The organism is Selenomonas sp. oral taxon 126 (genome assembly GCF_001683335.1).
Classification (GTDB): Bacteria; Bacillota; Negativicutes; order Selenomonadales; family Selenomonadaceae; genus Centipeda.
In genome coordinates this window covers 1230517-1254753 of record NZ_CP016201.1, presented here as the reverse complement: position 1 = coordinate 1254753, position 24237 = coordinate 1230517, and the positions used below count along the sequence as shown (strand labels likewise).

The following is a 24237-nucleotide window of genomic DNA, read 5'->3' as shown; positions in this document are numbered from 1 at the left end:
GTTCTGAACGTTCTCGGACGCCGTCGTGAGGTTGGAGCTCGTGTAGTTCAGGCGAGCCTGGATTGCGCCGATGTTCGCCTGCTCATCAAGAGCCTTCTGGAGCGCCGTCTCGAGCGTGTTGATTGCAGCGTTTGCCTTCTCCTGCGTCTGAACGCTGAGAACCTGACCATCCGTACCCTTCACGCCGAGTGCGAGCGAGCGCATATCGGTCATGCTGACCTTGATCGCCTGGTTTGCCTTGACGCCCGTCTGGAGGACGAGAGCATTGTCCTCGGACTTGTTCTCTGCGCGGATACGCTCGTTGAACGCATCGAGAGCATTGTTCGCCGTCTTGCGGATTGCGCCCGTGTTGTCCGTGATCGACATCGTGAACGAGGAGATCTGGTAGGTCGTGCCCGTGCCGGCAGCGGAGATCGAGAGAGCCGTCTTGTTGTCCGCCGTGTAGACGCTGTTCTTCGCCTTGTCAAGACCGATGTGAGCCTCGTTCTTCGTGCCGCCGACGAGCTTCTCGCCCGCGAAAGACTCCGTGCCGTTGAACGCCGTGCTCTTGATGATGTCGGAGAGACCATTCGTACCAACCGAGAACGTCGTCGTGTAGGTGCGACCCTGACGGACATAGGAGATCGTGACGTTATCCGTCGACTGAATGTTGAGGCTCTCATCCGTGCGGCTCTTGAGATCCGTCAGAGCCGAAGACCACTTCGAAGCCGTGCTCAGCGCGTTGTTCGTGAGCGTCGTGCAGGTTGCATCGCCTTTCGCATTGCGCGAGCCATCGACGAGGTACTTGCCGTTGTACGTTGCAAGCGCGTTGTCGTCGATCTGGTCAACCATCTGGTTGATCTCTTTCTGGATCGTGCGGCGATCCTCGTCCGTGTTCGTGTCGTTCGCTGCGTTGATTGCCTTCTCCTTGAGGGTCTTGAGGATCTCGACCGTGCTGGAGACAGCACCCTCAGCGGTGCGCATCATGCTGTTGCCGTTCTGCGTGTTCTGGTTGTCCTGATCGAGCGAACGGATCTGGACGCGCATACGCTCAGAGATGGCATAGCCGGAAGCGTCATCGCCGGCGCTGTTGATCTTCATGCCCGAGGAGACCTTCTGAAGGCTCTTCGCGAGTGCCGACTGGTTCTTGTTCAGGATGTTGAGCGTGTTGACCGCCGACATGTTGTTCTTAACTACCATTGCCATGTGTAAATTCCTCCCTGGTGTGGTTCCGGATATTCCGGAAGTTTGAATGTATGTGCGGACATCCGTGCCCGCTGTATAATAGGCAAGTGACGCGTCTATCCTGAATGGCTGCTAGCTAGCCCTCCATGGCAGCCGCCCCGCTTGCTTATTATTGCCTTACATAAAGTATATCGTCATGAGGACGACATACTTAAGTATTTGACTGGAAATATTTTACTTTTTTTGGAGGCATTTGTCAAGAGCTTGATCATCCGCCGCCGTGAAAAATACGGGATCAGTACCTCCGGTTGAGATTGGAGCCGAGGGGACTCGCACCCGTGAGATCATAGCTGTGCACGGCTGCGTTCTGCCGCCGCGAGCGGTTCAGCCACGCGCGCGCCTTGTACTGGAGCTGCATCTCGAGCGGAGTCAGTTCCGTCTCCAATGCCGCCCACTCCGCGCCGCCCCGATAGGGATCGGTGGGGAGCGCCCGCAGGAGATCGACGATCTGCTCGCGCTGATCGACGAGTTCAATGAACGTATCGATCTCATCGGCATCCACGAACTTCATCATCTCGTGCGTAAGCACGCGGTACTTCTCCCAGAGTTCGCGTGCCGCCGCATAGGACTCATCCGGCATAGACGCCGCTCCCTTCCATGCCCTGTGCACCCTTCTCCTCACGCGCCTTCTTCATCGCCTGTGCCCATGCATCGCGCAGCTCGGTCATGATGTCGGTCGCCTCCTGGATGATCGCAGGATCGCTCTTCATATTGCCCTCGACGAGGCGGTCATAGGCGTAGTTGTAAAGAGGCATCAGCTGATGGGAGATCTCGTAATCCATGTTGAGCGTAATGCGGAACTCCGAGATGATGTTCTGTGCCTTCTGGAGCGAGATGTTCGATGCTTCGTAGTTCTTCTCCGCAAGCTGCTCGACGCCCTCCTTGATAAACTTGAGGCAGCCGTTGTAGAGCATGAGGGTCAGCGTCTCGGGCGTCGCCGTCATTATCTGCTGCTTCTTATATGCCTCTGCGGCATTGTTTACCATATGGGAATCCCCCCTGCATCATTGTCCGTGGAAGAAATTAAACTGGGTCGAGAGACGCGAGATCGCGACCTCCATTGCGTTGTACTTCTTGTAGAGTTTGCTCTCGAAGGACGACATGAGTTTCTTGAAGTCGCTCATCTGCTTTTCGTAGTTCTGGATGAGCTTGCCCAGCTCGCTCATATCCGACTTGTTCGCCGAAACGCCGGAATGCGATTCGAGCGATTTGAGGCGTGCGGTCAGTTTGTTGTAGATGCGGCTGGCAACGCCGCTGTTGCCGTAGTCGTTGTTCTCATCGTCATGGGAGATGAGACGGTTCACTGCATCCGGCTCCGCCGCGATCGCATTTTTGAGCTTGGTTTCATCAAGCTGCAGGTGTCCCGTCTGATTCTTTGCTGTGATGCCGATGGACGAGAACGTCGAGTAGCGGCCGGGAACGGACTGCACGCGGTTGATGACCGCATCACGCAGGTCGCTGATGAGGGAGCGAACATAGTCGTCGCGGTGCAGGAGACCTTCCTTCGCCTTCGCGTTCCACTTCTCGACCTGCTCCTTCGACATGCCTTCTTCCTGTGACTTCGTGAGTACGCCGTAGTCCTTGTTCCTCTTCTCGCCGTACAACTTGACGAGCTCATCAAGCAGCGCATTGTACTCCTCGACGAATTTCTTCACGTTCTCGACGAGCTTTTCCTGATCCTGCGTGACATTGACCGTAGCCGCCGTACCCGTGGGGGTTGGCTTCTTGAACGTATAGGTAACGCCGTTCACCTGCAGGTTGTTCTCCTGCAGATTGTCGTAGGCACGCCCGTCGATCTTGACCTTGGCATTTGTCCCCTGCGCCTCCAGTGAGGAGGTGGTTCCGCTCGTCGTGAACGAGAGAGGGGCACCGATCGTACCATTCTCCACCTTGCCGAGCTTCAGGTTCTCCAACAGGGTCTTCGATGCCGCCCCTGCGGCACCCGATGTATCTACGGAGAGGTTGATCTTGTTCCGGTCGCCCGTCTTGTTGTTGACGATGGAGAAGCCATCGGAGACGGAGTCGTAGCTCGCACGGATGTCGAGTGCGGTTTTCTTGCCGTCCGCGCCCTTGAAGCGTGCGTTGTTGATGCGGTTGGCGAGGTCGTTGAGTGTGAGTTTCTTGTTAAACACCTCATCCGCCGTGAATGTCACCTCGGTCGTGGACGATCCGTTCGACACCTTGAAGCGGAGCGCCGTGTCGGTGTCCGCCATGCCCGCAGGTTTCGTGCCGCCCGCGAACGCAACGTCCTTCAGCATGGTGCTCGCCGTAGCTCCGGTATTGGCGCGTGCAATTTTCTGCCCCGCCGTCGTCATGAGATAGGCGTTCGTCGCCGTCCGCTCGACCTCGACGGAGTGTCCCATGACCCCCGCGCTCGCGTTTGCCGTCGCTGTCACGGCGTCGGAGAGCGAACTCGTCGTCGTCATGGGCTTCGTCATGGAACTCAAACGATAATCCGACATACGACTTTTGAACGTATTGACCTTGTCATAGACGTTTGCGTACGCTTCCTTACGCCATTCTGTTTCAACTTCCTTTTTATAGATGCGGTCGTATTTCTTCTGTTCGGAGATCATTCCGACCCTGACCAGCGACTCAACGTCGAGTCCCGAGCCGGAGAGTCCGTAAATTCCTTTTGCTCCTGACATATTTTCCTCCTTCGCCCGCTTACGCCGTTTTGTCCAGGAACGCGCCGATCCAGTCGTGCACCTTGATCATGTGTTCCACCATTGCCTCGGGCGGAACCTCACGCAGTACCTCGCCGGTCTTCTTGTCGAGCATGCGCACGGACATAAAGTTGACCTCTTTGTGGTACTGGAACTGAAGGTCAACGTTGATGTTCCGCATAATCTCGTTGAGCTGCTCCGTGATGAACGCAGTCTGCTCCTCGGAGAGCGGCTCATGCTGCTCCTTGCCGTCCTGTGCATCCTGCTCGTTGTCCTTGTTCTGCAAGGACGCATTCGCCGTGACGGGCTTCAACTGTGCAGGAGTATTCCCCTGCTGTGCAGCGGCTTCGCCCGCATTTGACTCGGGCGCATCCGCACTCTTCATACCGCTGACGGCAACCGCCGCCAACATGACATCCTGAACATTTCTTACGGCCATAGGGCACCCCTCCATGTGTACCTGGAGCATCCGACGCTCCGATCTTCCTTGATAAATCAGCTCTTGGGCAACGCGCTGAGATCGAAGTGCGCCGGCGCTGCCGCAGCCTTCTGGTTCTCCTCCTGAATCGCCCGGTATATCTCACCGCGATAGATCTTGACGCTGCGCGGCGCATCGATCGCGATGCGCACATTATCGCCCTGAACCTCCACGATGTTGACGACGACATTGTCGCCGATCATGATCTGCTGTCTGGGTTTGCGTGTGAGTACCAGCATTACCGTGCCTCCTTCTCTGCAGGGAAGAGGCGGTGCTTCGTCGTATAGGGACTGCGGTCAAGCACAATCTGTTTGGCGCGGCGCGTCACAGCATTGATGACGATGGGTGCCATGAGGTTTGCCGTCAGATCGCGGATCTCCTTGCCGGAGAGTGTGAGGATCGCATAGATCAGCACCTCCTCGGGCGAGGTGAAGCCGAGCTCTTTCTCGACATCATCGTCGATGGTGAACTCGTAGTCCGGGAAAAACGCGAGCGGCATCGTCATGAGGAAGGCGAGATCCGGCGTCCTGACTGACTGCAGGAACACATACGGGCTGTCCTCCTCATACGGGATAATGATGAACTCCCGCTCCTCCTCAAAGGCGGGAATGCCCGCCGCAAAATGGATGATGGATTCTTCCGCCGCCTCGATCTCGCCGAAGCGGCTCGTCATAATCTTCTTCATCTATGACTCCTGTTACGCATATATGTCGTATTTTCCTTCGCTGGTCCAGCTGTGAATATCGCCCTTCTGCTGCAAATACGTCTCGAAGCTGCCACGGTGGTATGTGATCTGTGCCTTGCCCTCCGTGTGCCAGATGGGGGTTGTCTTGGCGGGGATCGGTGCGCCGTGCGTCTGCCCCGGGTCTACTTGGATCACAGGGTCGGGAATCGCTGCCGCCACGAGGGTTCTCTGCCGCGTGACGCGCTGCTCCATGTCGCGCTTTGCGAACTCGATACCGACCTGCCGCCCCGCCTTGGGTCCATCCTCGGCGAGAGCCCACGCCATCTGCGTGTGCTTCGACGTGCCCTTTTGCACCTCGCTCATGCCACGCTCAAGGTTCTCACGCGCGAAGTCTGTATTGTTGGTATAACCGTAGCTGTGGCGGCTCGGATAGCTGTCGATCGTGATCTTCGGCTGGGTAAATCCGCGCCCCGCGCGTGCCTGCTGCGTTTCCTGCTCGTAGCGCGGCTGTGTGATGGGGGTATCGACAGTGTTGTGCTGCACCCGCAGCCCGATCATCGGGAGGGTGTGGCGCGTATTGAGATAGAGCATGGGCATAAGGGGCATCCTTTCCCGTTATGAAATGCCGCTGAAAATTACCGCAGATAATCGACAAGTGAGAGCGGCAGGATGCGCGCCCCCATCGAGAGCGACATGCTCATGATCGTCTGCTGCTGCATCAGCTTCGTTGCGAGTTCCGCCACATCGGTGCCGCTGACATCCGTGATGTCGCGCGTGATGTTCTCCTTGTGATTCGTGAGAACATCCTTCGAATCCGTGTAGAGGTTCAGGCGCGCGCCTGTCTCCGTATGTGCCTGCAGCGTGACTTGGTTTGCGACATCGGCGAGCGTCACGCCGTCGGAGCTCAGCCAGTGCGAGTCGCACGCATTCGTCTTGGCGTGAACGGTCAGCATATTGTTGAGCATTGCCGTGCCCGAGGGCGGATCGTTCTTCGAGTTGATATCGTCAAAGAGGTCGCGTCCGAAGACATCCGTACCCGTCTTGTTGACGGTATCCGATGTCGGCTCGGTCGAACCATTCTGCTTGACCATCGAGATGTAGCGCAGGTCGCCGCTGTAGGTGACGATCTGCTGCCGCACGGTGGAGAACTTCATGTTCACGCCGTTCACCGCAGCCGACCATCCGGAGCCTGCCGTCGTGACCTCGCCCGTGTTCTTAAAATTGTCCTTGATAAAGGTCGAGCCCTTGATCGCCGCAGGAATGCTGCCGACGGAGGTCGTCACACCTGCGGCATTCGCCTCTGCCTCGGTCTTATATCCCTTCGCAATCATGTCCTTATAGCCGTCCTGCACGAATTCCTTCGTATAGACCTTGCCCGTCAGGGTGTTAAGGTAATAGGTATTGCCGTCGTCGCCGTTGAGGGAGAGCATCTGATGCAGGAAGTCCGCGCTGTCGTTATCACCAACATTCGAAAAGAATGCCGACTGACGGTCGTCCAGCGTCTTTGTCACGCCGCGATGCTTGAGATCGGCAGGGCTGGACATCTGGAACGGCTGACGCAGATCAGCCTGTCCCGCAAAGACATAGCGGTCGCCAAGCTGTGTGTTGGCGAGGGAGACAATCTGCTCAACGCACGCCTTCATCTCGCGCGCGATCGCCGGCCAGTCGCCCCCCTTCTCATCCTTATCGTCGTTCGCCGCCTGAATCGTCTTTGCTTTGAACGTCTTCTGGATGTCCTCCATGCTGGAGAGTGCCGTTTCCGTCGTTTTCATCCACGAGATCCCCGCCTTGACGCTGTCCTGATAGCGGTCATTCTCACCATCGGCGACATCGTAACGCAGGAAGCGCGAGTAACCGACAGAGTCATCGGACGGGCGGTGCAGCTTGCTGCCGTCACTCTGCTCCATGAGTTTCGACTTTTCGTAGTTGATCGCGTTCAGATCTCTCTGGTAACGCTGCACCATGTAGTTGCTGCTAATACGGATCATATGTCACCTCTTACCTTCCGACCATGCCCGTGCCGTTGATCAGCTTGTCGAGCATCTCATCCATTGATGTGAGCACGCGGGAGCAGGCTCCGTACCCCGTCTGGAACTTGAGCATATTCGTCAGCTCCTCGTTCCAGTCGACCCCCGATGTGGACTGCCGCCACTGGGTAATCTGCGTCATGAGGTCATCCTGCTGCTTGAGTGTGCGGTCGATGTTCTCTGCATCTGCGCCGAGCTTACTCATCATCCCGTTGTAGTACTGATTGATCGAGACGGTGCTGATGGCGCGATCCGTATTGCGCGGATTCATCGACCCCTTTGGGTTCGCCGCAGTCGCCTGATCGACATTGAAGAGCTTGCTCAGCTCCACCGCAATCGTGCCGTCCGCCGTACCGTTGACCCAATCGTCGTTGTATGTAAAGTTTGAAGACGTACCGCTCAGTGTCGGCACGACCCGTGCACCGGTATTCTTGTTCACGACCTGCCGCGCAGCAACGAGATTCTGTCCGCCCGGTGCCGTCAGCTCGTCGCTGACCTTGAGGGCGTTGATGATCTGCATGGACTTCAGTCTGTCCGGGCTTCCCGTGACCGACGTCGCAACGGTCGTCTGAGCGGGTGGTCCCGCCGTCTTGGTGACGGTGCGGCTCGCACCCGCCGCCTCCATATAGCGCTCATCCGTCAGCGGATCGACGTGCCATGTGTACTGCATCTGGTCGTAGGTCGTACCCGTCAGAGACTTGAACTTATTCTGTCCGAAGAAGTTCAGCCACCCCGTCTGCTCTTTGTCAATGCCAACACCTTGCTTGTGCACGTCGTTGAACGTCGTGAGGAGGGTTGCGGAGATGTCCGCAAGCTGGTCAATATGCCCCTTGTCCTGCACGATGGTATCGGAGAGAGCCTTGAGAATGCCGCTCTGCGGGACGTAGCCGATGCCGCCCGCCTCCACGACGCGGATGGAGAAGTCGGAGATGCCGTACTGTTCATTGTTGATCGGCGGACTCAGTTCAAGCGTCAGCGAACTCTCGCGCTGGACGAGCGACATGCCGTTCGAGACGACCGTGTACTGCCCGTTCGCCTCCTCGTATACGTTGACATTCGTGATCTCGGAGAGCTTGTCGACAAGGAGATCACGCTGGTCGCGCAAGTCGTTTGCCTTGCCGCCGTTCGTCTCCGCGAGCATGATGTTCTTGTTGAGCTCTGCGATCTCCTTCGTGAGATTATTGAGCTTACCCAGCTGGATGCCGATCTCGTCATACTGTGCCGCGATCTGGGATTGCAGCTGCTTGGCGCACGTCTTGATGCGGTCGACGAGATTGTTTCCCTTCGTAATGACTGCCGTGCGTGAGGCGGCGTCGCTCGCATGGTCTGAAAGGTTGACCCAGGATGAGTAGAACTGCTGCATGGCGTTCAGAACACCGCTCTTCTTTGCGTCGTTGAAGATCGTCTGCACCTTGTCATAGTTCGTCTTGTACGTCTTGTAGAGGTTCTGCGCCGAGTTCTCCGACCAGTACTGCTTGTCCGCGTAGATGTTGCGCGCACGGTTCAGCGCGACGACGTCCACGCCGCCGCCGACATAGACCCCGCCGTAGAGGGACGGGCGCTCCTGATAGTTCGTCGCCGCCGAGTCGACGCGCTGGCGTGAATATCCCTCCGTTGAGGCATTCGTAATATTGTGACCCGTCGTATCGAGCGAGAGCTGATTGTTCTGGATGCCCCGCACCATCGTATTGAGTCCGGCAAATGTTGACCGCATATGATCCCTCACTCTTTCCCTATTGATCCGTTCCTTTATACATCCGCATCAAACATTGCAACCGCACGGTTCACGCCCGGAGCGGGTCCCGCCACGGGCTGCGACCTGCCGTAGGTGTCGTCTGCCACTGTGCCCGAGGCAACATTCAGCTGATAGCTGACAAAATCGGCGCTCGCCTGCAAGAGGCCGCCACAGCGCCGCACGAATTCCTGCAATTCCACCTGCCGTGCGGCAACGGCGCGCAGAACGCGCTCCACCGCCATCCGTTCGCGCAGATTCGGCTCACGCGCAAGCAGATCGGCGAGGCTGTGTGCCTCCGTCGCTGCCAGCAGCTCCGCCTGCCTGCGTGCGAGTGCACGCACCTCGGCGAGGCTGCGCTCTGCGGCTGCCGTCGGCTCTGCGACACCGCCGCCCGATGCACTCCGCGAGAGGGCATCACGCAACATGGCAAAGCGATGCGTTGCCTCCTCAGAGGCACTCAGCTGTTCCTTGAGGAGCATGAGTGCCTCGCGCGTCTCATTCGTCATCGCCGCTCACGCCTTATAGTCCAGATTCTTCTTGAGGTGCCGCACCTGCTCATCGCCGCCGCTCCCATACACGGGGTCGACCACCGCGCCGCCGATCTTGCCGAGCTGCCGATTCACTGCGATGAGTAGCCCCTCCATGAGGAAGGCATTCGCCTCGCTGCGTTCCTGCACCTCTCTGACAAGGCGGCTGAGCTTTCGGCTTGCCCCCAAGATGGAGCGATGAACCTCATCGGTCGGGGCGAGCAGAGCCAGTTCTTCCATCGTTGTCTCGGAGGTCACGCCCGGAGTCTCCTGCGCGATCCGGGCGAGCTGCGTGAGACGCTCTTTTTCGAGTGTCTGCACCGCCTTTGCGAGAAAATCCTCCTCAGCGGTCAGCTTTTCAAGCCCTGTCATATCGAGCGCCACAAGAAATCCGCGCTTCTTCTCCTGAAGCGTGCGGATTTTCTCGTACTGCGCATGGAGCTGCTCCAGCGTTGCCGTGAACCTGTTCCACATATATATGCCTCTTTAGTAGCGCATTACGAGCATCTTTGCCGCGATGTCCGTGGAGGCAGGATTCTGCGTGCGCGCTGCAAGTGCTTCCACGCGCTCCGTGCGGACATCGTCCATGCCGCGCAGCTTTTGCAGAATATCGCCGAAGCTCTGTGCCTCGCCCGAGAGTTCGAGCGCATCGGGGCGCTGCACGCCGGCCGCCGCATCCACACGGCGTGATCCTGCGGGTGCACTGCCCGCATAGAGGCGGCTTACAGCCGAGATTGCATGATTGCTGATCAACATATTCTTCACCACCTACTGTATTCCTCCGAAAATGGGTCGGAGTCCTTTCACATTCTTTATCGAAAAAAAAGGATGCATACTTAAGAATAATTTCCTAAGTATGCATCCCCTGTGCAGCGAAAGAATATCTTATTTATCGTTGAGCGTCACATAGCCGCGGCGATTTGCAGAGCCGTCGCCCTTGCCGCCTGCGCTGCTCTTCTTGGCGATTGCAGCGGTCAGCTCATCGCGCATCTCCTTCTGACACTTCTCGCAGTACTGCCCCTTATCGATGGGCGAGCCGCATTTCTCGCACGGATAGTAGAGTTCGATCCCCGTGGAGACGAAGCGTCCCTCGCGGATCATGCGGCGGATCACAGGCTCCTGTACGCCCGTCGCCTCGACGATCTCGGCGATCGTGCTCTTCGGATGGTCGCGCACATACTCGACGATCTCGCGCTCCCACTTCTCCTCTTTCTCACGGCAATCCATACAGATACGGGCGTTGTTAATCGAAACGAATACCTTCCCGCAGCTTGAGCAGTTCTTCATCTTTCCTGCCATTGACAAATCTCTCCTCTCGAATAGCGCGGATCGGGCATGTCGATGATCCGACTCTGTTTTCTCTCGTATTTTACAACAGTATGCAGGAAAAATCAATACACAGGATAGGCGATTCCTATGCCTGCGTGCGCCGCGTGAAAATGCCGCCCTCCGGTGTGAGGATGCGGCAGCTGTTCAGCACGACGCCGAGCGTCGCTGTATTGTGGATTGCAGCAGCTGCGAGCGGGCTGATCGAGCCAAGCGCGCCGAGCATCATCGCCGCAGAGTTGATAAGGAGCGTCGCCTTGAAGTTCTGGTGTACGAGGTGCATCGTCCGCTGTCCGAGGCGCAGCGCCTCCACAAGGCGCGTCGGATCCTCGGAGTGAATTGTCACCGCCGAGGACTCCGCCGCAATGTCCGTCTGCCGTCCGCCGAGGGAGACACCCACATCGGCGAACGCGAGCGCGGGCGCGTCGTTGATGCCGTCGCCGACCATCATAACCGTGCCGCGCTGGCGCAGCTGATTGACATAGCGCGACTTGTCCTCGGGCAGGATCTCCGCATGATAGGAGTCCACATCCATCTCGCGCGCAACATCCGCCGCGACCGCCTTCGCGTCGCCCGTGAGCATGACGATCTCATCCACACCGCAGCGGCGCAAGCGGTTCAGCGTCTTTTTCATCTTCGGTCGGATCGGATCCTCGATGCCGATAACGCCGATCAGCTTCTCATCGCGCGCTACGTAGAGAAGATTCTTTCCCTTCACCGACGTGATGAGATCCTCCTCGTCCACAATGCCGTTCTCCTGCAAAAAGCGACGGCTGCCGACGCGCACAATGCCGCCTGCAAAGCCCTCGAAGCCCGGCACCTCGGCGAGCATGCCGCGCGCGACAATCGTCTTGGAGGAGCGATGCTGCGGCGCGTGCCACGCCTGCTCCTCCACGTATTTCTGAATCGCGACCGCGAGCGGATGCACGGAGTGCTCCTCCGCCGACGCCGCGAGGAGGATCACTTCCTTTTCCTCGACGCCCGCCGCTGTGCGAATGAACGTGATCTCCGGCACGCCGACCGTCAGCGTCCCCGTCTTGTCGAGCACGACCGTATCCGTGCGTGCCAGTGCCTCGACGTAGTTGCCGCCCTTCACGAGAATGCCGCGCTTTGCAGCGGCGGCGATGGACGCCGACATCGCCGTTGCAGTCGAGAGTTTCAGACCGCAGGAGAAGTCGATAAAGAGCAGGTTCAGCACGCGCCCCCAGTCGCGCGTCGCCCCGTAGACAATCGCCGCGCCGAGGAAAGACACGGGCACGAGATAGTTCGCCATCTGATCGGCAAAATTCTGCACAGGCGCGCGGCGCGTCTGCGCCTCCTCGACGAGGTGGACAATGTGCGCGAGCGAGGTGTCGCCGCCCACCTTCTCCACCCTGACCACGAGTTCGCCCGCCTCAACCACGCTGCCCGCATAGACGGGTGCGCCCTCGTGCTTCATTGCGGGCGCGGATTCGCCCGTGATGGACGCCTGTGTCACCGCCGCGTCGCCGCGCAGGACACAGCCGTCGATCACAATCTTCTCGCCCGCGTGCACGGCAATCGTGTCCCCGGGGCGCACCTCCTCCACGGGCACCTTGCGCTCGATCTCGCCGTCAGGGGTCTCCTCGACGAGCCAGACATCGCGCTGCCCGAGCGAGAGCAGCCCCGAGATATGCGTGCGCGCCTTCTCCGCTGCGTAGCTCGTCAACATCTCCGCGCCGTTGCTGAGGGCGAGCAGCATGAGGCTCGACTCGGGCTTGCCCGCGAGCACGGAGGCAACGACCGCTGTCGTCGTCAGCGTGTCCGCATTCGGCTGCCGATCGCGGATGAGACCGCCGATGCCCTCCTTGATGAAGTTGCGCGAGATCCCGAGCACGAGCAGGGAGCGCAGAATCTTCACCGAGGCAAAGAGCTCGGGTGCACCGCGCCTGAGCAGCTCCATCGCCGCAAAGCTCGCGAGCGAGATCACGGCATCGCGGCGGAATTCCGCCAGCCGCTCCGTCGGTGTTGCCGCCCGCTCCGCCGCATCGCGCACGGCGCGCTCCGCAACCGCGAGAATGCGCACAGCGGGAATCTGCCCCTCATGCCAGAGATCGACGTGAGAATCGCGTACGGATGCCGCCGTTACAGCGGGGAAACGGCGCAGGCGTGCCGCCAGACGCAGCGCGTCCTCACGCGGGAGCGCAGTGCGCAGACGAATGCGTGTATGTATGAGCTTCATACCTTCCACCCTCTCATCAGCGTCAGCGCCCACCAGAGCATCTGCGAGCCCGACGGCGTATTGTTCGTGAGCACGAGCTGACGAATGCCGCGCAGGACGAATACGCCCGCAACCACAGAACTCAGATCGAGTGCGCCGCCCGTATTCCGCTGAATCCAACCGCTGAAATCATGCACCGAACGGCGTACACTCTGGGCGAGCGTCGCGGGCGGCGGTGCGGTGCGCCCCTCCGCAAAAATCTCCTCCAAGCCCTCCGCAAGCACGAGGATATGTGCCTCGTCCTCCGGCGGATAGACAAACAGGATACTGCCGGCAACCGCGTTTGCACGCACCTCTGTCACAAACGGCAGACGTGGGAGAAGCTCCTCGAGCACCTTCCCGAACTCCGGCGTCAGATACGGCGTCCGATAGCGACGCCGTCCCGAGGAGGCGTGCACGCAGACAAAGGGCGGCTCCGCCGACACCTTCATCTGTGTCGGCGCGGGCGCAGACTCCTGCGCCATACCCGCAGAGGAGGCTCCCCCCTTGCGTCCGCCGCCAAAAAAGCCCGACGGAAGCTGTGCACGCCCTCCGCGCCCGGCCATGCCAAGAAGGCTTGTCAGCGGGGATGCACTGCCCGCACGGCCACCGCCGAGGAGACTCGTCGGCAGAAAGGATGCACCGCCCCCCATGCGTCCGCCGCCAAGCAGCCCCGTGAGTGCTGCACCCCCGAGGGCAAGCCCGCCGGCGGCAGAGGAAAATCCGGATGCTCCGCCGCCCTGTGCACGACCGCGTCCGCCCCCCGTTCCGTTGGCGGAGGGGGATGTCTCCCCCGTCCCGCCCATCGACTGCCGCAGCATATTCACCAGTGACGCGCCAAGCATCAGTCCAGAGACATAGTTCATGATGCCCTCCTCCTCGCATGCGTGCGCATATAGTCCTCCACACGGCGCAGCTGCGCGTTCGCACGCAGACGCTCCGGCTCGTACGTGATAAGGATCGAGCCCGTCTCGATATTCGTCTCCACGCGCTCAATCTCCGCGAGTGTTCCAAGATGCGCCTGTACCTGCGCTTCAAGTACAGCGTTGTTCACGAGCTGCTTGCTGTAGAGACGCACGCGCCCCGGCATATAGGATGCGATATCCGTCGTACGGACGAATACATCCACCGCCGACTGCGGTATCGCATTCTTGATCGTATCGAAAATATTCATGGAAAAATCGTTTCCTCCCTTTCTTTTTATGACTATTTTTACGTCTATAATATTCTGCAGTACCTGTACCGCAGGGTCTTTTTGAAAAAGGGGCTGTGCGCGATGCCGCGCAACAGCCCCGAGCCCAGTGGAACGCTTGTTTACTTCTCCGATGCAGACTGCGCCGCAATCAGATCCTCAAGCTCCTCCTTCTGACGCTGGAGCTCCGCCAGCGAAAGATCCGCCTGACCTGCCTCAAGAGCCGCAAGCTGCTGCGTGCGCTCCTGCATGAAGCGGTAGCCGAAAATACCGGCAACCGCACCGACCGCAAGGCCAATCCAGAAATCTGTCTTCGAGAACATGATAATTCCTCCTCTGTTCTATTGCCCGAATCAGGGCGTTTTCGTTTCTTGGCGCTTTGCCTCATATCGAGTGAACGTCTCCTCATCCCCCAAAGACCGGCTTGTGGCTTCCCTGAGCAGATTCGTTCGACGATGATAATTCCTGCGCCATGAGAACCGCAGTCGTGCCGCCATCCTCTCTGGAACCATCGTGTTGTTCTCAGTATATGTGAGAATAACGAATATGTCAATAGCCCCGCGATAATCAGGAATAACTATTGACATCATACTCATGTAAATATCATTATCACTGTGTATGATAATTCCAATCATCACAACATTCCACGAAAGGGTATTCCCATGAAGATTCATCCCCGACGCTTTGCCCGCTTCCTCGGCAGCTGCCTCGCACTTGCTGTTCTCCTCTATGCACTCGCCCACCTGCCGGGCGGCGAGGACGGCGACCCGCCGACCTACAAGGCTGAGGTGCTCAGTGTCACGGAGACGGAGAACGAAATCAAGGCATTTGCCCCCGGTGCCGTGCAGTACGAAGTGCAGATACGCATCGACTCGGGGGAAGCTGCGGGCACGGAGACAACCATCTCACACCGCACACTGAACAATGCCGCCTTTGACATCCACCCGCAGGAGGGCGACAATATCATCGTACGCGACGAGAACGGCAGCTATGCCATTGTCGACTACGACCGACTGCCCGCGATGCTGCTCCTCCTCGTTGGCTTCGCCGCGCTCCTCATCCTCTTCGGCGGCATGACAGGGCTCAAGGCGCTCCTCGTCCTCCTCTTCGCCGTCCTCCTCATTGCAAAGGGACTCATTGCGTTCATCCTATTTGCCCCCTCACACATCATCCTCTGGACGATCCTCATCGGTGCCGTCATCACCCTCGCAACCCAGCTCATCGTGAACGGACGCAATGTGAAATCCGCAGGCGCCATCATCGGCACCATCGGCGGCATCCTCGTCGCGGGTCTCCTCGCCGTCCTCGCCATCCACTTCACCTATCTCACGGGCGTCTCCGAGGAGCAGGCGGGCATGCTCAAGGCACTCTATCTGAAGGACGTGGACTTCCGCGAGCTCCTCTTTTCGGGCATTGTCCTCGGTGCGCTCGGTGCCGTCATGGATGTCGCCGTCTCCATCGCCTCCGCACAGTACGAGATGAAGCTGCTCGCGCCCAAGACGAAGTTTCAGGCACTCGTCACCTCGGGGCTGAACGTCGGGCGCGATGTCATGGGCACGATGGCAAACACCCTCGTCCTCGCTTACATTGGCGGCGCGCTGCCCCTCATCCTGCTCATCTCCGCGCAGCCTGACATCTCCCTCCTGCACGTTATGAACCTCAACATGATCGCCACAGAAGTCGTCCGCTCCCTCATCGGCAGCATCGGACTCCTCTGCGCCATCCCCATCACCGCCTACGCCACCGCCTTTCTCATCACCATCCGACCACGGAGGAAAACGCCATGAAAAAGGGGCTGTTGCACGAAGTTGTTTTGACTCCGTACAACAGCCCCTGTTCGTGTTAGCGCTCAAGGCGCCCCTACCACCGCTTTGCGGTCCCCCTCCCCCGTGTCGAGCGGTCAACGTCAACCAATCACACTTCGCTAACGCTTGTGTTCTTGGGACGTTTTCCCATACGACCTGTTGCCCAATCAGCTGCGTCCTTTCGGACTTGCTTCTTGGACAGGTCAGCAACGGGGGAGGCTTTTCGTTATGGCATATTAGCTTCCCCCGTCAGAGCGGGGGAAGTGGCGAACGCAGTGAGCCGAAAGGGGCTCTCATGCAACAGCCCCTTTTTCATGCAGACATCTCTTAGGGAAGCACTGATAAATTCAGCACCGCCATCTTGACGCATCTTTTTTGCCCGCACTTTGTCGGCAAATCCTCCACAGAGCACCACTCTGCGTCCGGTTTGCCTCCTCGTTCGGACGAAAAAATCTACGCCAATCTGGCGGACTTCATTTTATCAGTGCTTCCTTAGAGATTTAGAATCCGCGCAGAAAGATCGACGGCGTCGACAATGTTTTGGCAGTCAAAGCGCCGCGCATCCAATGTAAGTTCTTCCTGCTTCACGGAATATCCCTTTTTATAGTCACTGAAAATTTCCATTTCCGGAGCCATATCCTTACGCGGGTTCGCACAAATGTTTTGATAGGATGCCAGACTCTTACCATATTGTTCTGCACCACACAGCGATGCGGCATAGAGCAGCAAACCATAAAAGCGCTCCATCCGTATATCGGTCACGGATATATGCTTCGTAAAATAATCAAAATAATCATCCCTGAACAGATCTGCATCAACGTCCCCCATCTCCTGCAGGCGTGCAAGACTCATATAAAATGGGTCTTTGTCTGCTGTATCGATATGCGGTACTCTGTATTCCGCCTCGCGCAACACATAGGTACTGGCGGGTTCATCTGCTCGTTTTTCCCCCAGCCCTACAAGGGATGCCCCCATAACAGTCGTATCAAAAAGCACTGTACCTGCGCCTATGGATCTTCCCGACATCCCGGCAACACAAAGAGGGCATTGAATATGTACGACATGATCGTTCAGGAGGAGGCTGACCGCAGCCATATAGGCATCCTGGGCGGGTCCATCAAGCAGTCTGCCCGTCTTTTGCAGAATCGTTTTCAAATAATCGCGCCGAAAACCCGAGTTAATATATAGGAGCGGCAGGTTGTAAAAAACGTCATCGATATGAGACATAATATCATCATAATGCGAATACATTCCAAACTGCTCATAGGGCGCTGACCCCTCTGCCTCGTACAGCGGAACCCTCAAAACACTGCGCCCATGCGGCAAAAATTGCGGCCATGTATAGAAGCCCCTCCGCCACGTGAACAAGGGTTCGTTCGGGTGATCCATGAGAGCCTGCTGCAGACAGCTGAGTGCCCACGGATAAACCCCATCGTCCGCTCCGATGGCAAAGATAAAGGAGCCGCGCGCATGAAGGAACGCGAACTCAAAGCTCTTATCCAAGGAAAGCGGTGTCATGGGTCTATAATAGGCGATATGTGGATCATCCAGCTCCTCACAGAGGTCGCGCACGGCATGACAGCCCTCGTCCGAATTATCACTCACGACGATCTCATAGCTTCCCCCGTAATTCACGGAGAGGCAGGTCTTCAAAGTATGGCGCAGCGTATCTGCCGCGTTTCGCACAGGAATGACAATCGAAAAATCGCAGGAGGGAGGAGCCGCGAGCAGCTCCTCTGCAGATTCACCGTATAGATAGGAGATGTACGTCAGATAATCTCCCGTCCACGCAACTGAAAGCCCATAGGAGAACTGTGACGGCAGGCAGGGTGACAATCGCTGAATGCCGGCTGCCAGCGCTGTTCGTGCGTGGAGTTCACCCATGCGCCCATCACGGGCAAAGACGATCAGAGGCGCCTGCTGCGTGACGCTGCGCGAAAGCAGCCGAACGACGGCCGGCGTCGCATCTGCGGGTGTGCCGGAAGCTGTGCGGCATTTTCCCACGACAAGTTCAATGCGATCCTGTACGGTACGTGCCTCCTGCACACAGGATAGGGCATAGGCTTTCTCATCTTGGTCAGACTGCACGTCATTGCGCTCACGCAGGAGGATGACATTTTGCCCCAACAAGCGCAGTGCATGGGCAAGCACTTCCATATCCCCGTCCGCACCCGCCCCTGCATCCTCAATCAACAGGAAGGTATAAGAACCGCCGTCGGTAAACATCCGTACCAGATATCCAAAAGCCCCGCTAAGGGCAGGATGTGAATAGGGCTGCCCTGCGTCTTGGATGATATAATTCTCATATTCCTCCATTCGGCCTGTCTGTTTGCAGTATGCCATCATCAGCACAGAGGAAAAGAGCGTATTGCGCACCGCATAGTATTGGTCTGCAAGCGCACGCAGATCCTCCAGTGACCCTCCCACAGCAAAAGACGCCTTCATTTCACCGAGCAGGGCAAACGCCTTTTGTGGCAAGATCCCGGTCTGATAGAATTCGGATAAAAACTCGAGTTGCCGTTGCTCAGGTGATCCTTCCGGAAACGTACCGGCTTTAAGTGCAAAGAGGTCGGACAGCCCCTCCTGCGGACAGAACTCCTGCACCACGTAGTCGATCACATTGCGGCAATACGCCAAGGGCTCCCCCTTGACAAGCATCAAGGCAACCTCTGCTGCGATGTAGGGGAGACGCTTTGGGTAGATGCTGCGCAGCTCCGACAATCCCGTCTCGGCTCTCTGAAGATCTTCCGGCATACCGCGCTCGATCCATTCCCGTATCTGCCGCACACGTGACAGATATTCCAACTCCGTCATGAACATCCCCCCCTGTTTCATCAGCTCACACCCTAAATATCCCCAGGAAAAACATCCGCACGGACAAGCTCTCCTCCACATCGATCGGCAAATACTCATCGGAACAAAGCAGCGGCTTCATCCGTTCCGTTAACGGAAGATCGCTACGGAATATCACGGAGTAAGTTTTTAGCTGATGCAGAAAAGCATGCGTATGAAGTGCATTCAAAAGCTGTCGATAGGGAATACTGACATAACCCCGAACTTCATTCTCAAGCACATACACATCCCGCAGGCCTTTGTGCAGGATATAATCCAATTCATAGGCACTGCCCGCATTGCGCACGGGCAGCAGCAGCATCCCGCCCGGTGCAAGGAGTGCATAGAGGCCCTCCAGATCAGCAATCACATCCTTAAGAGGAAGCTCATCCAGATAACAGCCCGCTGAGATGATATCGTATTGCCCCATGTTTTTCCCGACAAGATCCTCAATCCCGTTTACGCTCATTGTCTCGTTGAAAAGGTAGCTTGTATCCGGCAGATATTGTGCATCAAAGACTGCTGCTGTCATATGCGGAACAAAACCACTGCGTCGATATGCATTCACAAAATCGCACGCGAAATCTCCAAAGCGAGGTTCGAGCATCAACACGCGTTCATCTGCACGAAGATCGTGCCACGACCACACAGCCTCCACACCAACGAAGCTGCCCCGCGCATCCCATGCATCCACGCCCCATTTCTCATAGTAGACGCGACGCATCTCATCGAGTGCATTTCCCGCCGCCTTGCGGCGTCCCTCGCCAAGTGTCACGCTGCCGAAGTGGTGCACGAACGTATCCTTCAGGAGGATCTGCCGCCATCCACTGCGGCGCAGGAGTGTCGAGAGGTCATCATCCACGAATTCAGCCCGTGTGAAGACAGGATCGGCAGCACAAAAGCGCACCAGATCGCAGCGCACAATATGGAGGAAGGGCATCAGCTGGCTGTGCTCCTCCCAGAGCGCAGGGTTTAGTTGGTTGTGCGCAGCGGCAAAGCGCTGCATCTCCGCCATGCCCTCGAAGGTGTTCGTATAAGGCACGGGAATCCCCTGCCCATTGGATATACTCCCCTCGTTGCAGGTCGGAACAGCCGTACCGATGCGGGCATCGGACTCCATGCACGCGAGCAAATGCTCCAACCAGTGCGGCGTTGCGACGACATCGTTGGAGAAGCCGACGAAGTACTTCCCCTCCAGAATATGCGTGTACGCATATGTCCCAAGGATATTATGGCGCAGATTCATGACCTTTGCATGCGGGATGCTCTCAAAATAGGCACGCGTCCCGTCATCCGAGCCATTGTTGAGCAGGATCAGCTCAATATTCCCCTTGGAAAAGTCCGTATATGCGAGGATGCTCTCCAAGGCACGCATCGTATACTCGAGCTTGTTGTATGCCAGCAAAACAATGGAGACATCATATCGCCACACCTTCGGCGGCGCATCGTGCAGCGCCTTGACCCGCTCCATGACATCAGCGCGGTACAATGCCCGCTTTTCCTCCGACGGGAGAACCTCTGTGCAAAGCTCCCACAGCCTCTTCATCTCCAGAACGAAGGGGCGGATCTCCATGCGAATGATTCGCTCGTAGAGCTCAGGTTGGGCGCTGAGATCGTCAATGGATGCCTGTATATTCCGGGCATAGAGACAGATTTGGCGACGTATGCCCTCTGCTTCTCTCGTCTCTGTCTCGATGTGAACCGCAATCTCCCGCAGCTGCTTCAAAATCTCTACCGAGGCATCATCGAGTGCCCCTCTCTCGGCCATTCCGGCAATATAGTCCATCCCCTCGGCAGATAGCGCGAGGAGCTCCCTGACCTGTCCCTGATTCAACCCGTCATCACTCCCATACACGGCATACAGCCGCAGTTCTCTCCCGGCAGATGTTCCTGGGGAAGCACTGATAAATTCAGCCCAATCATCTTGGCGCATCCTTTTCGCCCTGCCTGTGTCAACAAATCCTCCACATAGCCTTTGCTATGCGTCCGGTTTGTTTCCTTGGCAGGACAAAAATTCTGCACCAATCTGACGGACTTCATTTTATCAGCGATTCCCTAGGCACCGAAACATCGCTGCAGCAGCTCTTCCGCAGCATCATCAATGCAATCCTCCGGCCAGAGGCCATAACGGTACTGCGTGCACTTTTTGCAGACAGGATATTCGTGCTTCCTCCTTTGCAGCTGCTTCCTGCGAAACTCCTGCAGAATCGGCCCTTCCCAGATGTCACGCAGATGCCGGCGCAGGATATTCCCTGCCACGATCGGCTTCTCCGACATGCAGCAGGGCAGAAGATCCCCGTCGGGATTGATCTGCAGGAAGTAAAATGCCTGTGGGCAGATCTCCGCCTCTTGCACGGCAACGCCGCCCATGGTTGAATCGAAGCTCTCCTGCTGGAATTCCTTCGCGTAGTCAATCTCCGTTGCAATCGGAACCAGATGCTCGACTGCGATCTCATCGGCATAGGCGCCGAACATCCGAATGAATTCTTCCTCACTGTGCCCCTTGAGCTCTACGTCTAGGATTTTCAGGTAGACCTTCATCGATCCCCGATGCTCATAGAGATATGCAAGCGTCTCCAAAAACTTCTCGAAGTCTATCTTTGCATCACACATCTCCTCATAGCGTGCAGCGTCGAGACCCTGCAGGGAAATCCGCAGCCGATCCAGCCCCGCATCGACAAGGCCGTGAATCATCTTCTCCGTGAGCAGCACACCGTTCGTGACAAGATCAACCGCCCCTGCGACGCCCTTCTCCTTGGCATAGCGCACCATCTCAATGATATCTGGATGGAGCAGCGGTTCGCCGTATCCGGCAAAGTGGAACGCCTTCGTTCCGCCCATCTCCGTCAGTTCATCGACGAATTTCCGATAGATCTCCATCGTCATCAGGGTCTCTGTGCACGTGCCGCGCCGCTCCTCCGGGGGCAGCGCCTGGATGCAGTAGCGGCATTTAAAATTGCAGGCGTAGATCGGAAATATCGTAATCGAGTACGGAGCAGACAGGGGGATCGTATCCCGCAGCAGTCTCCGTGTGCCGTTGATCGGCTTGCCATCCATGCGTTTCGTTTCCATTGATATGCTCTCCTAATCCTGATCCGATCTGCCGCAGCCTCCGCGGTCTTCCCGCGTGCGTTCAGTCGGCAAAGCAGCGTACAAGCAGTTCCTCAGCCGCATCGTCGATATTGTCCTCGGGCCAGAGGCCATAGCGATAGTAAGTGCAGCTCCTGCAGACGGGATACATGTCCTTTTTCTTCGCCAGCTGATTTTTCAAAAACATGCGGCGCACCCTCCCGCTCCAGATTCTTGTCAATTTATCTTGTTTTATATTGCCTAAAATGATCGGACGCTCTGACATGCAGCAAGGAAGTATATCTCCGTCAGGGTTCACCATCATGTAGTAGAAGGGCTGCGGACAGACCTCCGCAGGTTTGACGGTCAATCCGCCCATCGTTACATCGAAATCGTCTCTCTGAAATTCCTTCCCGTAGTCAATCTTCTCTGCGAGAGGAATGAGATGCTCTACGGCAATTTCGTCGGCGAATTTGCCGAACATCTCCACAAACTCCTCCTCCGTATGCCCCTCCAGCTCCGCATCAATGATCTTGAGGTAAAGCCTGATCTGCCCTTTGTGCTCATGGAGATACTGAAGCGTCTGGAGAAATTTCTCAAAGTCGATCTTGGCCTCGCACATCTCCTCATAGCGTGCAGCATTAAGTCCCTGCAGGGAGATGCGCATATGATCAAGCCCCGCATCGACAAGCCCATGAATCATTTTCTTCGTGAGCAGCACGCCGTTCGTGACAATATCAACCGTTTCTGCGACGCGTTTCTCTTTCGCATAGCGCACCATCTCAACGATATTAGGGTGTAGCAGAGGCTCTCCGTAGCCCGCGAAGTGGAATGCCTTGGATCCGCCCATCTCTGCCAGTTCATCGACGAATTTCCGGTAGATTTCCATCGTCATCAGGGTCTCTGTACAGGTGTTGCGCCGCTCCTCCGGCGGGAGGGACTGCATGCAGTAACGGCATTTAAAATTACAGGCGTAGATGGGGAACACCGTGATCGAATACGGCGAGGGGAGGGGAATCACCTCCCGCAACAGTCTCCTTGCCCCGTTGACCGGTTTGCCGTCCATGCGTTTCGTTTCCATAACTCCTTGTCTCTCGCTCTCTATCCTAGAATACACAGTCAGTCTCTGACAGCACGCCGTACGCTTTCCGCCATATAGTCGATCTTCTCATCCGTCAGCCCGGGATAGACGCCGAGCCAGAACGTGTCGTTCATAATGCGGTCGGTCGTATCGAGTGTCCCCGCAATGCGATAGCCCTCACCCGAACGCCGCATCTCATCAAAGCAGGGATGCTTCGTCAGATTCCCCGCGAAGAGCATGCGCGTCTGAATGCCGTGCTCCTCGATATAGCGCACAATCTTCGTGCGGTCGATCCCTTTGCGGCAAGTCAGGAGAAAGCCGAACCAGCTCGGATGCGCGTGCTCCGTCGCCTCCGGCAGGATGAAGAACTCCTCCATGTCCACAAGTGCCGCACGCAGACGCGCGAAGTTGTGACGGCGCCGCTCGACGAAGGACGGCAGCTTTTTCAGCTGCGCAACGCCGACCGCCGCCTGCATATCCGTCGCCTTCAGATTGTAGCCGAAATGCGAATAGACATACTTATGATCGTAGCCGCGCGGCAGTTCCCCGTCCTGCCGGTCAAAGCGATGTCCACAGAGATTATCCTGCCCTGATGCACAGATGCAGTCGCGCCCCCAGTCCCGCAGGGAGCGCACAATGCGGTGCAGCAGGGCATTATTTGTATAGACTGCGCCCCCCTCGCCCATCGTCATATGATGCGGTGGATAGAAGCTCGACGTACCGATGTCGCCAATCGTCCCCGTATAGCGCTTCTCGCCATTCAGCGTATACTGCGAGCCGAGCGCGTCGCAGTTGTCCTCGACGAGCCAGAGATTGTGCCTGTCACAGAACGCCTTGACCGCCGCAAGATCGAATGGATTGCCGAGCGTATGCGCGATCATGACCGCCTTTGTCCGCGCGGAGAGCGCCCCCTCAAGGAGGGTGACATCCACGTTATATGTCGGAAGCGTCACGTCCACAAAGACGGGGATCGCTCCGTACTGGATGATCGGCGCAACCGTCGTCGGGAAGCCCGCCGCCACCGTGATGACCTCGTCCCCGCGCCGAATGGTTCGCTCTCCGAGGAGGGGCGAAGTGAGCGCCATAAAGGCGAGCAGATTTGCCGACGAGCCCGAGTTGACGAGCGAACAGTGCTTTACGCCCAGATATGCGCCAAGACCGCGCTCGAACTCATCCGTATAATGCCCCGCTGTCAGCCAGAACTCGAGCGCGCTCGAAACGAGATTCTCCATCTCCTCGTGATCGTAGACACGCGCCGCATAGGGCAGCCGATCCCCCGGCGTGAAGTCCGCCTTCGGCGTATGGTATTTTTCGCAGTATTCCCGCACGAGCGCAAGGATCTCCCCACGCATTTCCTGCTCAGTCATTCGCT

At 57.5% G+C, this 24237-nt stretch carries 24 protein-coding genes; 1 reads left to right on the top strand and 23 read right to left on the bottom strand.

What is annotated here, in order from left to right:
• The 18 genes from AXF19_RS05575 to AXF19_RS05490 all read right to left on the bottom strand — a co-directional run.
• Positions 1–1185 (bottom strand): flagellin N-terminal helical domain-containing protein (locus AXF19_RS05575; protein WP_237141711.1); only part of this gene is annotated, 1185 nt, incomplete at its 3' end.
• A gap of 274 nt (positions 1186–1459) precedes the next feature.
• On the bottom strand, positions 1460–1804 hold the full coding sequence (locus AXF19_RS05570; RefSeq protein WP_066846181.1) for a hypothetical protein: 345 nt from the start codon (positions 1802–1804) through the stop codon (positions 1460–1462).
• Positions 1794–2210 carry a flagellar export chaperone FliS gene (gene fliS, locus AXF19_RS05565; RefSeq protein ID WP_066846179.1) on the bottom strand — a complete coding sequence of 139 codons (417 nt, stop codon included), beginning with the start codon at positions 2208–2210 and terminating at the stop codon, positions 1794–1796. Before fliS ends, AXF19_RS05570 begins: the two co-directional genes overlap by 11 nt.
• A gap of 18 nt (positions 2211–2228) precedes the next feature.
• Positions 2229–3872, bottom strand: coding sequence for a flagellar filament capping protein FliD (fliD, locus tag AXF19_RS05560; RefSeq protein WP_066846176.1), 1644 nt, complete (start codon positions 3870–3872; stop codon positions 2229–2231).
• A 19-nt stretch (positions 3873–3891) separates the two neighbouring features.
• The gene (locus AXF19_RS05555) at positions 3892–4329 is read right to left on the bottom strand and encodes a flagellar protein FlaG (RefSeq protein WP_066846174.1); all 438 of its coding nucleotides are present in this window, start codon (positions 4327–4329) and stop codon (positions 3892–3894) included.
• Between the two features lie 56 nt (positions 4330–4385).
• Positions 4386–4607, bottom strand: coding sequence for a carbon storage regulator CsrA (gene csrA / locus AXF19_RS05550; RefSeq protein ID WP_066846171.1), 222 nt, complete (start codon positions 4605–4607; stop codon positions 4386–4388).
• The gene (gene fliW, locus AXF19_RS05545) at positions 4607–5053 is read right to left on the bottom strand and encodes a flagellar assembly protein FliW (protein ID WP_066846168.1); all 447 of its coding nucleotides are present in this window, start codon (positions 5051–5053) and stop codon (positions 4607–4609) included. Before fliW ends, csrA begins: the two co-directional genes overlap by 1 nt.
• A 12-nt stretch (positions 5054–5065) precedes the next feature.
• On the bottom strand, positions 5066–5650 hold the full coding sequence (locus AXF19_RS05540) for a DUF6470 family protein (RefSeq protein ID WP_066846166.1): 585 nt from the start codon (positions 5648–5650) through the stop codon (positions 5066–5068).
• A 38-nt stretch (positions 5651–5688) separates the two neighbouring features.
• Positions 5689–7041 carry a flagellar hook-associated protein FlgL gene (flgL, locus tag AXF19_RS05535; RefSeq protein WP_066846161.1) on the bottom strand — a complete coding sequence of 451 codons (1353 nt, stop codon included), beginning with the start codon at positions 7039–7041 and terminating at the stop codon, positions 5689–5691.
• A gap of 10 nt (positions 7042–7051) precedes the next feature.
• A complete protein-coding gene (flgK, locus tag AXF19_RS05530; protein WP_066846158.1) occupies positions 7052–8794 on the bottom strand; it encodes a flagellar hook-associated protein FlgK in 1743 nt (580 codons plus the stop codon).
• A 35-nt stretch (positions 8795–8829) separates the two neighbouring features.
• On the bottom strand, positions 8830–9321 hold the full coding sequence (locus AXF19_RS05525; protein ID WP_066846155.1) for a hypothetical protein: 492 nt from the start codon (positions 9319–9321) through the stop codon (positions 8830–8832).
• 6 nt (positions 9322–9327) lie between these two features.
• Complete coding sequence (locus tag AXF19_RS05520; protein WP_066846153.1) at positions 9328–9816, bottom strand: flagellar protein FlgN; 489 nt, start codon at positions 9814–9816, stop codon at positions 9328–9330.
• 12 nt (positions 9817–9828) lie between these two features.
• On the bottom strand, positions 9829–10098 hold the full coding sequence (locus AXF19_RS05515; protein WP_066850080.1) for a flagellar biosynthesis anti-sigma factor FlgM: 270 nt from the start codon (positions 10096–10098) through the stop codon (positions 9829–9831).
• A gap of 129 nt (positions 10099–10227) precedes the next feature.
• Entirely contained in the window at positions 10228–10641 is a 414-nt protein-coding gene (locus AXF19_RS05510) for a flagellar protein (RefSeq protein ID WP_066846150.1), read from the bottom strand.
• Positions 10642–10756: 115 nt separating this feature from the next.
• Entirely contained in the window at positions 10757–12868 is a 2112-nt protein-coding gene (locus AXF19_RS05505; RefSeq protein WP_066846144.1) for a heavy metal translocating P-type ATPase, read from the bottom strand.
• A complete protein-coding gene (locus AXF19_RS05500) occupies positions 12865–13539 on the bottom strand; it encodes an HMA2 domain-containing protein (RefSeq protein WP_442983845.1) in 675 nt (224 codons plus the stop codon). Before AXF19_RS05500 ends, AXF19_RS05505 begins: the two co-directional genes overlap by 4 nt.
• Positions 13540–13748: 209 nt before the next feature.
• Positions 13749–14060, bottom strand: a complete 312-nt coding sequence (locus AXF19_RS05495; protein ID WP_066846142.1) for an HMA2 domain-containing protein — start codon at positions 14058–14060, stop codon at positions 13749–13751.
• Positions 14061–14200: 140 nt separating this feature from the next.
• The gene (locus AXF19_RS05490; RefSeq protein WP_006693097.1) at positions 14201–14401 is read right to left on the bottom strand and encodes a hypothetical protein; all 201 of its coding nucleotides are present in this window, start codon (positions 14399–14401) and stop codon (positions 14201–14203) included.
• Positions 14402–14740: 339 nt separating this feature from the next.
• Between AXF19_RS05490 and AXF19_RS05480 the strand changes: the two genes are divergently transcribed.
• Entirely contained in the window at positions 14741–15865 is a 1125-nt protein-coding gene (locus tag AXF19_RS05480; RefSeq protein ID WP_066846140.1) for a YibE/F family protein, read from the top strand.
• A 510-nt stretch (positions 15866–16375) separates the two neighbouring features.
• Here AXF19_RS05480 and AXF19_RS05470 read toward each other — a convergent pair.
• The 5 genes from AXF19_RS05470 to rfbH all read right to left on the bottom strand — a co-directional run bounded on the left by AXF19_RS05470 (position 16376) and on the right by rfbH (position 24232).
• Entirely contained in the window at positions 16376–18697 is a 2322-nt protein-coding gene (locus AXF19_RS05470; protein ID WP_066846137.1) for a glycosyltransferase family 2 protein, read from the bottom strand.
• Positions 18698–18722: 25 nt separating this feature from the next.
• Positions 18723–20549: a glycosyltransferase family 2 protein gene (locus AXF19_RS05465; protein ID WP_066846135.1), complete on the bottom strand. Its 1827-nt coding sequence runs from the start codon at positions 20547–20549 to the stop codon at positions 18723–18725.
• Positions 20550–20770: 221 nt separating this feature from the next.
• A complete protein-coding gene (locus AXF19_RS05460; RefSeq protein ID WP_066846131.1) occupies positions 20771–21787 on the bottom strand; it encodes a radical SAM/SPASM domain-containing protein in 1017 nt (338 codons plus the stop codon).
• Positions 21788–21848: 61 nt separating this feature from the next.
• A complete protein-coding gene (locus AXF19_RS05455; RefSeq protein ID WP_066846128.1) occupies positions 21849–22865 on the bottom strand; it encodes a radical SAM/SPASM domain-containing protein in 1017 nt (338 codons plus the stop codon).
• A 38-nt stretch (positions 22866–22903) separates the two neighbouring features.
• Positions 22904–24232, bottom strand: a complete 1329-nt coding sequence (gene rfbH / locus AXF19_RS05450) for a lipopolysaccharide biosynthesis protein RfbH (protein WP_066846125.1) — start codon at positions 24230–24232, stop codon at positions 22904–22906.
• Positions 24233–24237 lie beyond the last annotated feature (5 nt).